This window comes from Rhizobium sp. 01L410 (assembly GCF_056400165.1).
The window spans coordinates 278,505-292,390 of the sequence record NZ_JBFTST010000004.1 but is presented as its reverse complement, the minus strand read 5'-3'; the positions used below and the strand labels follow the sequence as shown (position 1 = coordinate 292,390).

At 61.7% G+C, this 13,886-nt stretch carries 16 protein-coding genes; 5 read left to right on the top strand and 11 right to left on the bottom strand.

From position 1 onward, the window contains the following. Positions 1–23 precede the first annotated feature (23 nt). On the top strand, positions 24–665 hold the full coding sequence (locus tag AC1DV9_RS11110) for a LysE family translocator (protein ID WP_477947801.1): 642 nt from the start codon (positions 24–26) through the stop codon (positions 663–665). On the opposite strand, the gene AC1DV9_RS11105 is transcribed toward AC1DV9_RS11110, so the two are convergent. From AC1DV9_RS11105 to AC1DV9_RS11075, 7 genes are all read right to left on the bottom strand, one after another. Continuing rightward, entirely contained in the window at positions 649–1,920 is a 1,272-nt protein-coding gene (locus AC1DV9_RS11105) for an RNA polymerase sigma factor (RefSeq protein WP_477947799.1), read from the bottom strand. The genes AC1DV9_RS11110 and AC1DV9_RS11105 overlap by 17 nt on opposite strands. Further along, positions 1,920–2,276: a YciI family protein gene (locus AC1DV9_RS11100; protein WP_477947798.1), complete on the bottom strand. Its 357-nt coding sequence runs from the start codon at positions 2,274–2,276 to the stop codon at positions 1,920–1,922. The genes AC1DV9_RS11105 and AC1DV9_RS11100 overlap by 1 nt, the downstream gene beginning before the upstream one ends. Before the next feature lie 90 nt (positions 2,277–2,366). Continuing rightward, a complete protein-coding gene (locus tag AC1DV9_RS11095) occupies positions 2,367–3,161 on the bottom strand; it encodes an ABC transporter ATP-binding protein (RefSeq protein ID WP_477947796.1) in 795 nt (264 codons plus the stop codon). Continuing rightward, positions 3,158–4,039 (bottom strand): ABC transporter permease, encoded by an 882-nt coding sequence (locus tag AC1DV9_RS11090; RefSeq protein WP_112385813.1) that lies wholly within the window; start codon positions 4,037–4,039, stop codon positions 3,158–3,160. The genes AC1DV9_RS11095 and AC1DV9_RS11090 overlap by 4 nt, the downstream gene beginning before the upstream one ends. 116 nt (positions 4,040–4,155) lie before the next feature. Continuing rightward, positions 4,156–5,109 (bottom strand): ABC transporter substrate-binding protein, encoded by a 954-nt coding sequence (locus AC1DV9_RS11085; RefSeq protein ID WP_112385814.1) that lies wholly within the window; start codon positions 5,107–5,109, stop codon positions 4,156–4,158. An 89-nt stretch (positions 5,110–5,198) separates the two neighbouring features. Then, entirely contained in the window at positions 5,199–6,428 is a 1,230-nt protein-coding gene (gene rlmN, locus AC1DV9_RS11080) for a dual-specificity RNA methyltransferase RlmN (protein ID WP_477947794.1), read from the bottom strand. 228 nt (positions 6,429–6,656) lie between these two features. Next, positions 6,657–7,175 carry an invasion associated locus B family protein gene (locus AC1DV9_RS11075; RefSeq protein ID WP_112385816.1) on the bottom strand — a complete coding sequence of 173 codons (519 nt, stop codon included), beginning with the start codon at positions 7,173–7,175 and terminating at the stop codon, positions 6,657–6,659. 337 nt (positions 7,176–7,512) lie between these two features. Between AC1DV9_RS11075 and AC1DV9_RS11070 the strand changes: the two genes are divergently transcribed. Next, the gene (locus AC1DV9_RS11070; RefSeq protein WP_112540482.1) at positions 7,513–8,073 is read left to right on the top strand and encodes a sigma-70 family RNA polymerase sigma factor; all 561 of its coding nucleotides are present in this window, start codon (positions 7,513–7,515) and stop codon (positions 8,071–8,073) included. Here the strand turns inward: AC1DV9_RS11070 and AC1DV9_RS11065 are convergent. Both AC1DV9_RS11065 and AC1DV9_RS11060 read right to left on the bottom strand, forming a co-directional pair. Continuing rightward, positions 8,070–8,459, bottom strand: coding sequence for a YkvA family protein (locus AC1DV9_RS11065; protein WP_112385818.1), 390 nt, complete (start codon positions 8,457–8,459; stop codon positions 8,070–8,072). The genes AC1DV9_RS11070 and AC1DV9_RS11065 overlap by 4 nt on opposite strands. A 50-nt stretch (positions 8,460–8,509) precedes the next feature. Next, entirely contained in the window at positions 8,510–8,818 is a 309-nt protein-coding gene (locus AC1DV9_RS11060) for a 4a-hydroxytetrahydrobiopterin dehydratase (protein ID WP_477947793.1), read from the bottom strand. A gap of 36 nt (positions 8,819–8,854) precedes the next feature. On the opposite strand from AC1DV9_RS11060, the gene AC1DV9_RS11055 reads away from it, so the two are divergent. Beyond that, entirely contained in the window at positions 8,855–9,355 is a 501-nt protein-coding gene (locus tag AC1DV9_RS11055; protein WP_477947791.1) for a low molecular weight protein-tyrosine-phosphatase, read from the top strand. Here the strand turns inward: AC1DV9_RS11055 and thpR are convergent. Both thpR and AC1DV9_RS11045 read right to left on the bottom strand, forming a co-directional pair. Continuing rightward, a complete protein-coding gene (gene thpR, locus AC1DV9_RS11050) occupies positions 9,262–9,855 on the bottom strand; it encodes an RNA 2',3'-cyclic phosphodiesterase (protein WP_112517775.1) in 594 nt (197 codons plus the stop codon). The two genes, AC1DV9_RS11055 and thpR, sit on opposite strands and share 94 nt — an antisense overlap. A gap of 68 nt (positions 9,856–9,923) precedes the next feature. Continuing rightward, positions 9,924–10,568, bottom strand: a complete 645-nt coding sequence (locus AC1DV9_RS11045; RefSeq protein WP_112385822.1) for an arylesterase — start codon at positions 10,566–10,568, stop codon at positions 9,924–9,926. 53 nt (positions 10,569–10,621) lie between these two features. Here AC1DV9_RS11045 and AC1DV9_RS11040 point away from each other — a divergent pair, with 53 nt between their 5' ends. Further along, positions 10,622–11,329, top strand: coding sequence for an ABC transporter ATP-binding protein (locus AC1DV9_RS11040; protein WP_310296354.1), 708 nt, complete (start codon positions 10,622–10,624; stop codon positions 11,327–11,329). After that, entirely contained in the window at positions 11,326–13,869 is a 2,544-nt protein-coding gene (locus AC1DV9_RS11035; protein WP_477947788.1) for an ABC transporter permease, read from the top strand. Before AC1DV9_RS11040 ends, AC1DV9_RS11035 begins: the two co-directional genes overlap by 4 nt. Positions 13,870–13,886 lie beyond the last annotated feature (17 nt).

Genomic DNA, 13,886 nt, shown 5'->3' with positions numbered 1-13,886 from the left:
CCTTCCGGCTTTCAGAGTGCACCATGGACTTTCTTCCGACCCTGCCAACGCTCCTCGCCTTTGCCGCTGCAAGCCTGCTGCTCGCAGCAACGCCAGGGCCGGACATGACGCTCTCGATCAGCCGCGCCCTGTCGCAGGGCAAGAAGCCGGCACTCTATGTCGTGCTCGGCACAAGTCTCGGCATCGTCGTCCACACCATGCTGGTTGCCTTCGGCATCTCGGCGCTAATCACAGCCTCGCCGACCGCATTCCTGATCCTCAAGACCGGCGGCGCCGCCTATCTGTTGTGGCTCGCCGTACAGGCGATCCGCTTCGGCTCGAAGCTCTCTGTCGAAAAGGTCGATGAGGTCAAGGGCACGCCGCTCTCCAACATCTCCAGCGGCTTCTGGGTCAATCTTCTGAACCCCAAGGTCATCATCTTCTTCATGACTTTCCTGCCGCAGTTCGTCACCGCGGGCGATCCCGCCGTCACGCACAAGCTGCTCTTCCTCGGCTTCTTCTTCATTCTAATCGGCATGCCGGTGAATGCGGCCGTTGTCTTCGCCTCCGACTGGCTCGCCAGCTGGCTGCAGAAGAACAGAAAGGTGCTGCGCGGCATGGACTACACTTTCGCAGGCGTCTTCTCGATCTTCGCGGCGAAGATTTTCTTCACGCAGGCCCGTTAAGCTTAGCTGTCCCAAGCGCCTCGAGCCGCTGCGCCAGAAACAGCTTCTCAGCCTCGGACATCGAGAGCTCGATCGCTCTGCCATAGGCGAGCTTTGCCTGATCAACCTGGCCGTCGCGCACCAGAAGATCGGCCTGAACCGCGTAAAACGGCTGATACTGCGTAAGCGCCATGGCGATCGGCTTGAGCCGGGCAAGCGCTGCGGCCACACCCTCGACATAGGACAGCGCGACGATCCGGTTCAGTTCATAGACCGGGTTGTCGGCAGTGCGGGCAAGCTCGCCGTAGAGCAGCGCAATCTGTTGCCAATCCGTCTCGGCAAAGTCTTGCGCCTCCGCATGCACGGCAATGATCGCCGCCTGCAGCTGATATGCACCTGGGCAGCCACGCTTCAGCGCCTGTTCAATCAGCGCCACGCCCTCGGCTATCGCCGTGCGATCCCAGAGTCTGCGGTCCTGCATTTCGAGAGTGAGGATCGCGCCGCCCTCGCCGATCCGCGCCGCCCTGCGCGCATGATGCAGCAGCATCAGCGATAGCAGCCCCTCGATCTCCGGCTCATCAGGACGCAGCGCCATCAGCACCCGCCCGAGCCGGATCGCCTCTTCGCAAAGATCGACGCGGATATGGCTGCCGCTGCCCGAAGCATAGCCTTCGTTGAAAATCAGATAGATGACGGCAAGCACGCTTTCGAGCCGCGCCGTCCATCCCTCCGGCCCCGGCACCTCGTAGGCGATGCCGGCCTTGGCGATCTTGTCGCGGGCGCGCACCAGCCGCTGCGCCATCGCGTCGTGCCGATCAAGGAAGGCATCGGCGATCTCCTCGGTCTTCAGCCCGCAGACAGATCGCAGCGTCAGTGCCACGCAAGTCTTCCTGTCGATCGCCGGGTGGCAGCAGGCAAAGATCAGCTTCAGCCGCTCATCGCCGATCGGATCAGGCTCTTCCGCTACGGGCGATGCGCTCTCCAGTTCGGCAAGATGGGCGATCTCGGCAGATTTCGCCCGGAAATTGGCCGAGCGCCGCAGCCTGTCGATTGCCTTGCGGCGGGCAACCTGCATCAGCCATGCATTCGGCGCGGCGGGAAGGCCATTGCGGCTCCAGTGGACGAGTGCCGATTCCAGCGCGTCCTGCAGGCTGTCTTCGGCCAGCTGGAAATCCCGCAGCGACCCCACCAGACTGGACAGCAGACGACCGCCGTCCTGCCTGGCGATCCTGTCGATCGCCTCGGCTACAGGACTGGCGGCCGGAACCTCGTTCATCAGCGGTCGAAGACCATGATCGGCCGCACCTCGACGCAGCCCATAGCCGCATGCGGGATCATCGCTGCGTATTTGATGGCGTCATCGAGATTGTCGCAATCGAGAATGTAGAAGCCGCCAAGCTGCTCCTTGGTATCGGCGAAGGGGCCGTCCATCGTCTCGGTCCGGCCGTTGCGCACCCTGACGGTGGTCGCGGTGGTCACCGGCTGCAGCGCATCGCCCGCAACCCAGATCCCATCCTTCTTGTAGGTCTCGGTCGCGGTGGCATAGCCGCTCATCATCTTGCCGAATTCAGGGGAATCCGCGGGCGTGCGCGTGCTCGGGTCCATGTAGATCAGCGCTATATATTTCATCATCCGTCTCCTCAGCTCACCACCGCTCCATGCGATGGTGACGGATAACGAATGCGACGCAAGCGGATCGACATCGCCGCAAAAATATTTCGATCAGCCGATCAGCAGCGCATCATCGTCAAGCGTCTGCCCGCGCATCTTGCGGAACATCGCGATCAGGTCCTCGACCTGCAGATCCTTGCGATTGTCGCCGCTGACATCCAGCACGATCTCGCCGCCATGCAGCATGATCGTCCGATGGCCATAGTCGAGCGCCTGGCGCATCGAATGGGTGACCATCAGCGTCGTCAGCTTGCGCTCAGAAACGATCTTGTCAGTCAGCCCCATGACGAACTCGGCCATCCCAGGGTCGAGCGCTGCCGTATGCTCGTCGAGCAGCAGCACCTCCGAACCGGCAAGCGTTGCCATGACCAGCGAAACCGCCTGCCGCTGACCGCCGGAGAGCAGATCCATACGGTCGGCCATGCGGTTTTCGAGATCGAGATTGAGTTCGCCGATGCGTTCGCGGAAATGCTCGCGGCGCTTTGGCCCGAGCGCCGACACCAGGCCGCGCCGCTCGCCGCGGCGGGCGGCCAGCGCCAGATTTTCCTCGATCGACAGGGCACCACAGCTTCCGGTCAACGGATCCTGGAACACGCGTGCCACAAGACCGGCCCGCGCCGCCGTCTGCTTGCGCGTGACGTCGGTCGTGCCGATCGTCACCTTGCCTTCGCTTGCCAGCACGTCGCCGGCGAGCACGCCGAGCAGGGTCGATTTGCCGGCACCATTCGAGCCGATAACGGTGACGAAGGAGCCCTGCTCGATTGTCAGGCTGATGCCGTTCAACGCCTTCTTTTCAAGCGGCGTGCCCTTGCCGAAGACGACCTTGATATCCTGAACGCTGATCACGATGCAGCTCCTCCACGGCGAAGACGGGGAAGGATCAGTGCGATCGTCACGAGTACCGCCGTGACGAAATTGAGGTCCGAGGCCTGCAGGCCGATGAAATCGGTCGACAGCGCAAGCTGGATGGCGATGCGATAGATAATCGAGCCGAGCACGCAGCCGATCAACGCGATCAGCAGGCCGCGGCGCCCAAGCAGCGTTTCACCGACGATGACGGCAGCGAGGCCGACGACGATCGTACCCACACCCGATGTGACATCGGCAAAGCCATTGGTCTGCGCAAACAGCGAGCCGCCAAGCGCCACCAGCGCATTCGAGATCGCCATGCCGAGATAGATCTGCCGGTTGGTATCGACGCCCTGGGCGCGGGCCATGCGGGCGTTGGCGCCAGTGGCGCGCATCGCAAGTCCCGCATCGCTCTCAAGGAAACGCCAGACGACGATGACGGCGATGACGACGAGAACGCCGACGAAAAGCGGGCGGACATAGAAATCACGCAGGCCATGGCCGAAGAACGGGCTGATCATCGTATCGGCATTGATCAGTGCCACGTTCGGCTTGCCCATGACGCGCAGGTTCACAGAGAACAGCGCGATCATCGTCAGGATGGATGCGAGCAGATTGAGAATCTTGAACCGCACGTTCAGCATCGCCGTGACGATGCCGGCAGCCGAACCCGCAATCATCGCCACCAGCGCGGCAAGCCATGGATTGACGCCCGCGATGATCAGCACCGCCGTGACGGCGGCACCGAGCGGAAACGACCCGTCGACGGTCAGATCCGGAAAATCGAGAACGCGGAAGGCGAGATAGACGCCGAGCGCAACGAAGGCATAGACCAGCCCCAGTTCCACGGCTCCCCAAAATGCAATCTGGCTCAAGGCCTCCCGCCTTTCTGTTCTTCTGTGCCCGTGCTTTCGCGGGTCTTAAAATAGCAAACCGCCCCCGTTTAGAAACAGGGGCGGCTAAACGCAATATCGAAAGCGACGGTTTCGGTTTACTCGACGACGCGGTTGGCGCGCTTCAGCACGCTTTCCGGCAGCGTCACGCCCATTTTTTCGGCAGCCTTCTTGTTGACGACGAGGTCGCTACCGGCAGCAACCTTGACCGCGATGTCGCCCGGGTTCTCACCCTTGAGAATGCGAACGACGATATCGCCGGTCTGCTTGCCGACGTCATAGTAGTTGAAGCCGAGGGCTGCGATCGAGCCGCGCGAGACGGAATCGGTGTCGGCGGTGAAGAGCGGCAGCTTCGCTTCCTCGGCAACAGCAACCGCTCCCTCGAGAGCCGAGATGATCGTGTTGTCGGTCGGCACGTAGATCACGTCGGCACGGCCAACGAGAGCGCGGGCAGCACCCTGGACTTCGGCCGACTTGGTCGCGGCGGATTCAACGACCTTGAGGCCGGCCTTCTCGGCTTCCGTCTTCAGCACGGCCAACAGCGATACGGAGTTGGCTTCGCCCGAATTGTAGAGATAGCCGATCGACTTCACGTTCGGCAGGATTTCCTTGATAAGCGCGATATGCTCGGCAACCGGCGACATGTCGGACAGACCGGTAACGTTGCCGCCCGGCTTGTCCATGTCCTTCACCAGCTGTGCGCCGAGCGGATCGGAAACCGCGGTGAAGACGACAGGAATATCGCGCGTCGAGGAAACGACGGCCTGCGCCGACGGCGTGGAGATCGGTACGATGACGTTCGGATCTTCGCCGGCGAACTGGCGGGCGATCTGCGCTGCCGTTGCCGGGTTGCCCTGTGCGGATTCGAACAGGAACTTGAGGTTCTCGCCTTCCTTGTAGCCGGCAGCCGCCAGCGTGTCCTGCACGCCCTTGCGAACGGCATCGAGTGCCGGATGCTCGACGATCGCCGTCACGGCAACCGTGACGTCTTCAGCCTTTGCAGGCAGGGTAAGGGCAAGGGTCGCCGCAACGGCGAGCAAGATCGAACGCATAGAGTCCTCCATCGATTATCAGGCGCTTCTAGAAAAAGACGAAGGCCCGATCAATCGCAAAGAACTGTTGGAAGGATCAAACTTGCTGATCAGTCGTCCGCGCCGTGATTGGCAATCATCATCGCTTCGAAGGCGAGACGCTCGGTCTTGCGCATGCGCTCGGATTCCGACTTCAGCTGGCCACAGGCGGCGAGAATATCGCGGCCGCGCGGCGTGCGGATCGGCGAGGCATAGCCGGCCGAGTTGATGAAATCTGCAAACTTCTCGATCTGCGCCCAATCGGAACACTGATAATTGGTGCCAGGCCACGGGTTGAACGGGATCAGGTTGATCTTCGCCGGAACACCCTTCAGCAGCTGGATCAACCCCTTCGCGTCTTCCAGGCTGTCATTGACGTCCTTCAGCATCACATATTCGAAGGTGATGCGGCGGGCGTTGGAAAGACCCGGATACTTCCGGCAGGCATCGATCAGTTCCTTCAACGGATACTTCTTGTTGATCGGCACCAGGATGTCGCGCAGGTCGTCACGAACGGCATGCAGCGAGATCGCCAGCATGACACCGATCTCGTCGCCGGTGCGGAAGATCTCAGGCACGACGCCTGAGGTGGACAGCGTGACGCGGCGCTTCGAGAGTGACAGCCCATCGCCATCCGTCGCGATCAGCAACGCCTGCTTGACGGCATCGAAATTGTAGAGCGGTTCGCCCATACCCATCATCACGATATTGCTGACCTTGCGGCCCTCGGCCGGCATGATCGTGCCCTGCGGCGCTTCGCGATCCGGGAAGTCGCCCAGCCGGTCGCGGGCAAGCAGCAGCTGCGACAGGATTTCCTCAGCCGTCAGGTTGCGCACCAGGCGCTGCGTCCCGGTGTGACAGAAGGAACAGGTGAGCGTGCAGCCAACCTGGCTGGAAATGCAGAGCGTGCCGCGGCCTTCTTCGGGAATATAGACGGCCTCGATCTCGACCGGACGCCCGGCGCCGCGCGGCGGAAAGCGCAGCAGCCACTTGCGGGTACCGTCGTTGGAAACCTGCTCCTCGACGATTTCAGGACGGGCGATCGTGAAATGCTGCTTCAGCGTTTCACGCATATCCTTGGAGATATTCGCCATATGATCGAAATCGGAGACGCCGCGCACATAGATCCAGTTCCAGAGCTGGCTGACGCGCATCTTGATCTGCTTTTCCGGCACGCCCTTTTCGCGCAGTGCCTCAGCCATCTGCTCGCGCGACAGACCGATCAGCGAGGGCTTATCGTCGCTGAACTGGGGGCGCGGCGCCTGCGGTTTGGTAACGGCCATAGCATCCATGACGGACATAGTTTCTCGATCCCGAAATCAAAACTGGACGCATCCCGGTAAGCCGGAAGACTTGGCGGGTGACATCGGCAGTTCGCAGAAAATTGAGTGCGGAGCTACGGGCAAAGCCGCAATCGTTCCGCTGTTGCGCGGGGCTTTATCATCATTTTCCCCGCACGTCACTATAGATGGAAACGGCAAAGGCCGGCGCAAGGCCGGCCTTCGAATTCTTCGATCGAGCGCAAGAGCTTACTTGCAGCTTTCGATCTGCTTCAGCGCCGCCGAAATGCCGGACAGCGAATAGGCGTAGGACGTGCCGGTGCCCTTGCGCGAGACGGCTGTGACCGTCATCGAGTGACCGCCCTTCATCGCGGCCACGAGAGCGGGCTCCTGAGCTGCATTCTCGACCCAGCCTGCCTTGTCCTTGGTGAACATGACGAAGGTCTTGTTGTCGATGACGACGTTGATCTTGGAATTTTCCTTGACCGTGTAACCCATCATCGCCTGCGGCTCGTAGGAAATGTTCTGGCCCGGGCGCTGCGATACGATGAAGAAGTTGTCACCGTGATCGACGCTTGCCGGCTGCTTCGTCGTCGGAACGGACAGTACGTAGCAGACGGTGCTGTTGCCCTGCTTGTAGGAATAGGCGCCCCAAGCCTGGAACTGCTGGATTCGGGTCGGCGCCGAGGCTCCGCCCTGCTGCGCTCCTGCGACTCCGGCCGTGATGAGAACGAGAGCGAGAGCGGGTGCGATACTTTTTACAAACATTGATTTCCTGCCGGTTCTTGCGATTCAGCGCCCGATCAGAGCGGGCAGCGCTTTCGTCACGATCTGCTTTATTTTGACTTAATTCAGGTTACCAAAGCGTCAACGGAGACCGTGATTTGTCTCCACCTGTGTCATTTAGGCCTGTGTGTCAACGTTCGGCTTGGTGCGGCTGCCTGCGGTGATGTTATGCGTCGATGACATCGCGTCATCCCTTCGAGAGCAATTTAAGACATAAAGATTCAGGCAAGAGTTTGACCTTTCGAAAATCCGTTGTACCTCATTAAGGTATTGGAAATTCGTCCAAGAATTGCCTGAGCCAGGGGGAACGTGACCGGACATGGATGCTGAGGAAAAACAGCGTTTCGCTGCCCTCGCAAAAGCTGTCGCCGATCAGCGGGACCAGCAGGCTTTCTCCGTCCTGTTCGATTATTTCGCGCCGAGGCTGAAATCTTGGCTGCTTCGCCAACGCATGCCCGCAACCGAGGCAGAAGAGTTGGTCCAGGAAGTGATGATCGTGCTCTGGCACAAGGCCGGTCTCTACGATCCGGCGCGCTCTTCGCTATCCACCTGGCTGTTCCGCATCGCCCGCAACCGCCGCATCGACCTGCAGCGGCGCGCCAGGGCTCGCGTCCTTGATGAAGACGACCCGACACTGCAACCGGCTGCCGAAATCGGTGCCGACGAGGCGGTCGCCAATGATGACCGCGATGCCCACGTGCGCGCCGCGGTCAGCCAGCTGCCGGAAGAGCAGCGTGAGATGCTGCGCGCCGCCTTCTTCCTTGGGCAATCGCATTCGGAAATTGCCGAAGCCACGGGACTGCCGCTCGGAACGGTGAAATCGAGGATCAGGCTCGCCTTCGGCAAGCTCAAGAAGGTTCTGGACGCGGAAACCGCCTAGACGGTCTTCATGCCCTCGGGCTGATCGGCAAGGGCGCGATCGGCAGCCTCATAGTGCTTGGGCTTCATATGGCCGCTGACAAGCGCAAAGGCGGCCGACAGCACGGCAATGTCGTCGGAGAAGCCGACAACCGCGAAAATATCCGGGATCATGTCGAACGGCAGAACGAAATAGGCGAGTGCTGCCAGCAGGATGCCGCGGACGCGCGCAGGCGTCGCCGGGTCGGTGGCGCAATAGAAAGCAGCAACGACATCGCGCGAGAACGGGATCTGCCGGACGGCGCGCTTGAAGGTCGGCCAGAATTTCTTGCGCACGGCCTTTTCCCGGCGGCTCTGGGTTTCCTCATCGCCGGGCAGCAGGATCTCACCGTATTTGACGTCGTCCATTCCGATCTCCTCAAAATGCATGGCCTGATATGGTGACTGCCGGACGCGATTCAATTGCTTGTGTTCAGACCGGCCGCCTTGTCCATTGCCTTGGCCAGTTTGAAATCAAGCTCGGTCAGCCCGCCGGCATCATGCGTGTTAAGCGTCACGTCGACCCGCGAATAGACATTGAACCATTCCGGATGGTGATTGAGCTTCTCGGCCGAAAGCGACGACTGCGCCATGAAGCCGAATGCTTCGACGAAGCTGCCGAACTTGAAGGTTTTGGAGATCGACTTGCCGTCCTCGGCAAGCGCCCATCCTGCGACTGCTGCCAGATGCTCGTCGATTGCGCGGCGTTCCAGTTTTTCCATCTTCATGTCATTGTCCTCCGATCACCCTTCATAGGTCTCTTCATGAAACGCGTCAGCATCCTGTTTGTTTGCATGGGCAATATCTGCCGGTCGCCCCTGGCGGAAGGAATCTTCCGCCATGCCGCGGCGGAGGCCGGTCTCTCGGACGCGTTTGCCATCGATTCGGCCGGAACGGGCGGCTGGCACGAAGGCGACCCGCCAGACCGGCGATCGGCCGCAACAGCCAGACAGCACGGGATCGACATATCCGCACAGAGGGCACGCCGCATCCGCAGCGAAGACGTCGCGGCATTCGATCTGGTTATCGCGATGGACCGGAACAACGTGGCCGAGCTTCGACGCGCATCACCGAACGCCCGCAACATCCACCTTTTCGGCGACATCGCCCTCGGCACCGGCGAGGATATTCCGGACCCCTATTACGGTGGTCCGGAAGGCTTCGAGAATGTCTATGCCAGGCTCTTGGCCGGCTGCATGAAGTTGCTCGGCGAACTCGGCGCCGACAGCGCTTCATGGAGCGGGAAGACCTCTTCCGTCAGATAAGGCCCGCCGCCGACCGAATCCCGCGAAGAGAGCAGGACGAAGCGCGGCACGGTGAAGGTCGAAGTCTGGAAATTGCCGCGGCCCGACAGGTAGTGAACCACGTCATCGACGCGTGACGACTTCAGGCGGGCAAGCGTCACATGCGGCGTAAACTTGCGGGGATCGGGCGGAAGGCCGATCCTCTGGCAGATGCGCTCGATCTCGCCCTGAAGAGCATACATCTCGGGTGAAGGCGATACACCCGCCCAAACCGAGTGCGGCTTCTTGGAACCGAAAGCGCCGATACCATCGAGCCTGATCTGGAATTCCGGGCGGTCGATCCTGTCCAGCCGCTCGACGATCTCGTCAGCGGTGCGGCCATCGACATCGCCGATAAAGCGCAAAGTGACGTGGTAATTCTCCACATCGATCCATCGGGCACCGGGAAGACCACCGCGCAGCAATGAAAGGCTCATCGCCGCATTGCGCGGAATTTCGAGGGCGGTAAAAAGTCTCGGCATAACGAGCACTCCCCGAATCTTTTGCAGGTGCTAACACGGAATCACGCAATGGTGAGCCGCGCAAGCCCCTATTTCTTCACAGTAGAAATCGTCCCGATGAAATTTGTGACAGCCGGTTCCATCTTCTGAACCATGACATCCACTCCCTTGGAATTAGGGTGCATACCGTCCTCAAGCTTAAGGCTGGGGTCTAGCACAACGCCATCGAGGAAAAAGGCGTAGAGCGGAACCTGATGTTTTTGCGCCAGTTTCTCGAAGATGGGATTGAACCGAGCAGCATAGTCCGCCCCCATGTTCGGCGGCGCGATCATGCCGGCAAGCAGGACCGGAATACCTCTGTTCTTTAGCCGGGCAATGATTTCATCAAGGTTTCGCTCGGTTTCCTCGGGCGCGATCCCCCGAAGCGCATCATTGGCGCCAAGCTCGAGGATGACGCCGCTCGTTCCGTCGGGAACCGACCAGTCGACCCGCGCAAGCCCGCCGGTGGAGGTGTCGCCGGAAACGCCGGCATTGGTGATCGCGACATCGACGCCCTTCGCTTTGAGTGCGGCCTGCAGCTTCTCTGGAAAGCCGTCTCCCGGCGGCAGCTGGAACCCGGCCATGAGGCTATCACCGAAGCCAACGAGGTTGATTGTCGCGGCATTTGCCAGTGTCGCGGCAAGCAGAGAGCCCGCAATGACAGCGATGTGAAGCAGGCCAACTTTAAATCTCATTCCGCTTTCCCTAAATTGTCGAAGTCTTTGGGATTTATATAGGGCTATTTTCTTTGGCAAAAACCATCATAGAGCTGAAGCACGCGGATTTGACATTGGGCAACGCCGCGGCGTCGGTCCACGTGCTGAAAGGCATCGACCTGACGATCGAGGCCGGCGAATCCGTCGGCATCGTCGGGCCATCGGGATCCGGCAAGTCGACGCTGCTGATGGTTCTTGCCGGTCTGGAAAGGCTCGATAGCGGCGAAATCCACATTCAGGACACGCCGCTCCACGCCATGAGCGAGGATCAGCTTGCCGATTTCCGTGGTCGGAACATCGGCATCGTTTTCCAGTCGTTCCACCTGATCGCCAACATGACGGCGCTCGAGAATGTCGCAGTGCCCCTCGAGCTTGCCAACGTGGCCAACCCGTTCGAGATCGCCCAGCGCGAATTGCGCTCCGTTGGTCTCGGCGAACGGCTGAACCACTATCCGGGCCAGCTCTCCGGCGGCGAGCAGCAGCGCGTGGCGATCGCCCGGGCGCTGGCGCCGTCTCCAGCCCTCCTGATCGCCGACGAACCGACCGGCAACCTCGACACCGAGACCGGCCGCCAGATCGCCGATCTGCTGTTCGCCAAGCAGGCCGAGCGCGGCATGACCCTGCTACTCGTCACCCATGACAATGCGCTCGCCAGCCGCTGCTCGCGGCAGATCCGGGTGCGCTCCGGCAAGATCGAAAGCGACAGCCCGGCGCGCCAGTCTGCGGCAGTCCTCGCATGACCCTGATCACGCCGCGCGCGTCACTCGCCTTCCGCCTGGCGCTTCGCGAGCTGCGCGGCGGCCTCAGGGGCTTCTACATCTTCCTCGCCTGTATCGCGCTCGGCACCGGCGCAATCGCCGCCGTCAATTCCGTCTCGACCTCGATTACCGACACCATCGCGTCACAAGGGCAGGAACTTCTTGCCGGCGACGTCCGCTTCGAGCTCAACAATCGCGAGGCATCGCCGGATGAGATGAATTTCCTGCGCGGCTTCGGCAAGGTCTCGGTTTCGACCGGCCTGCGCTCGATGGCAAGAAAACCTGACGGCTCCGACCAGGCGCTGGTCGAGGTCAAGGCCGTCGATGACGCCTATCCGCTCTATGGCACGTTCCAGTCGGAGCCCGATTATCCGCTGGCAGCCCTGCTCTCCGACCAGAGCGGCACCTACGGCGCGGTCGCGGCTCCACTTCTGCTTCAGCGCCTTGGCCTTGTCGTCGGCGACGAAATTCTGCTCGGCAACGCAACGCTCAGCATCACGGGAACCGTCAAGACAGAGCCGGACGCGCTCTCCGAGGGCTTCGGCTTCGCGCCACGGCTGATCGTCAGCCGCGCCGCGCTGCAGGCTTCGGGACTGATCCAGACCGGCAGCCTCGTCGAGCACGCCTACAAGATCAAGCTGGATGATCCCCGCGACCTTGGTGCGGTGCGCGACCGCGCCGCCAAGGAGTTTCCTTCCGCCGGCTGGTCGATCCGCACCAGCGACCGCGCTGCGCCATCGCTGACGGAGAACATCACCCGTTTCTCGCAGTTCCTGACGCTGGTCGGCCTTACCGCGCTGATCGTCGGCGGCGTCGGCGTTGCCAACGCGGTCCGGGCCTTTCTCGACTCCAAGCGGACGACGATCGCCACCTTCAAATGCCTTGGCGCGCCCGCGTCGGTCGTGGTGCTCGTTTATCTGTTCCAGATCGCCATCATCGCCTTCGCTGGCATCCTGATCGGTCTGGCGCTCGGCGCCATCTCGCCTGTGATCGCCGCCCAATTCCTGGCACAGTTCCTGCCGGTCTCGACGGCACCGGCGCTCTATCCGGGCGCGCTGCTGCTGGCCGCTGTCTTCGGCATCCTGACGACGCTGGCCTTTGCCATCCTGCCGCTGGGGCATGCCCGCGAAGTTCCCGCAACGGCTCTGTTCCGCGAACAGGGCTTCGAAGCCCGTGCCCTTCCCTCCTGGCCCTATATCCTGCTGGCCGGCGTCTTCATGGCAGCACTTGCGGGGCTGGCGATCGTCACCGCCTACGACCGCTTCATCGCCGTCGTCTTTGTCGGCGCCATCGTCTTCGCCTTCGTGATTCTGCGCGCCGTGGCCGCCCTGATCGCCTGGCTGGCAAAACGCAGCCCGCGCGTCAGTTCGCCGGCGCTGCGTCTGGCAATCGGCAATATCCACCGCCCCGGCGCCTTGACGCCCTCTGTCGTGCTCTCGCTGGGCCTTGGGCTGGCGCTCCTGGTAACGCTGACGCTGATCGACGGCAATCTGCGCCAGCAGCTGACTGGCCGCATGGCAGGCGGCGCGCCGAATTTCTTCTTCGTCGACATCCAGAGTGCCCAGGTGGAGAGCTTCCGCAACCTGATCAAGCAGCAGGCGCCTGATGGCAAGCTGGTGGAAGTGCCGATGCTGCGGGGCCGCATCCTGGCCTTCAACGGCGAAGACGTCACCAAGCGCAAGGTGCCGCCGGCAGGGCAATGGGTCCTGCGCGGCGACCGCGGCATCACCTATTCCGAAAACATCCCCGAGAATGCTGCACTCACAGAGGGCAGCTGGTGGCCAAAGGATTACAGCGGCGAGCCGCAGGTTTCCTTTTCCGCCGAAGAGGCAGGCGAACTCGGCCTCAAGATTGGCGATACCGTCACTGTCAACGTGCTGGGCAGAAACATCACCGCGCGGATCACCAACCTGCGCAAGGTCCAGTGGGAATCACTGTCGCTGAACTTCGTGATGGTCTTTTCGCCGAATACGTTCCGTGGCGCCCCGCATGCCTGGCTGGCAACGCTGACCGATCCCTCGGCAAGCGCGACCGAAGAGACAGCGATCCTGAAGACTGTCACCAACACCTATCCGACGGTGACAAGCGTCCGCGTCAAGGATGCGATCGATATCGTCAACCAGCTGGTCGGACAGCTTGCGACCGCGATCCGCGCGGCGGCTTCGGTCGCACTCATTGCCTCTATCCTGGTGCTGGCAGGCGCGCTCGCCGCAGGAAACCGGGCCCGGACGCACGATGCGGTGGTGTTGAAAACGCTGGGTGCAACGCGCGCCATGCTCATCCGCGCCTTCAGTTACGAGTATCTGATGCTCGGTGCGGCCACCGCCATCTTCGCCCTTCTGGCAGGCGGCGTGGCAGCATGGTTCATCGTCAGCCGTATCATGCGGCTACCCTCCGCCTTCCTCCCGGATGTCGCGGGTCTGACGATCGTCACCGCCCTGGTGCTGACCGTGGGGATCGGCCTCATCGGAACCTGGCGCATCCTCGGCCAGAAGGCGGCACCCGTTCTGCGCGAGCTCTAGGGCTGGCACTGGTAATG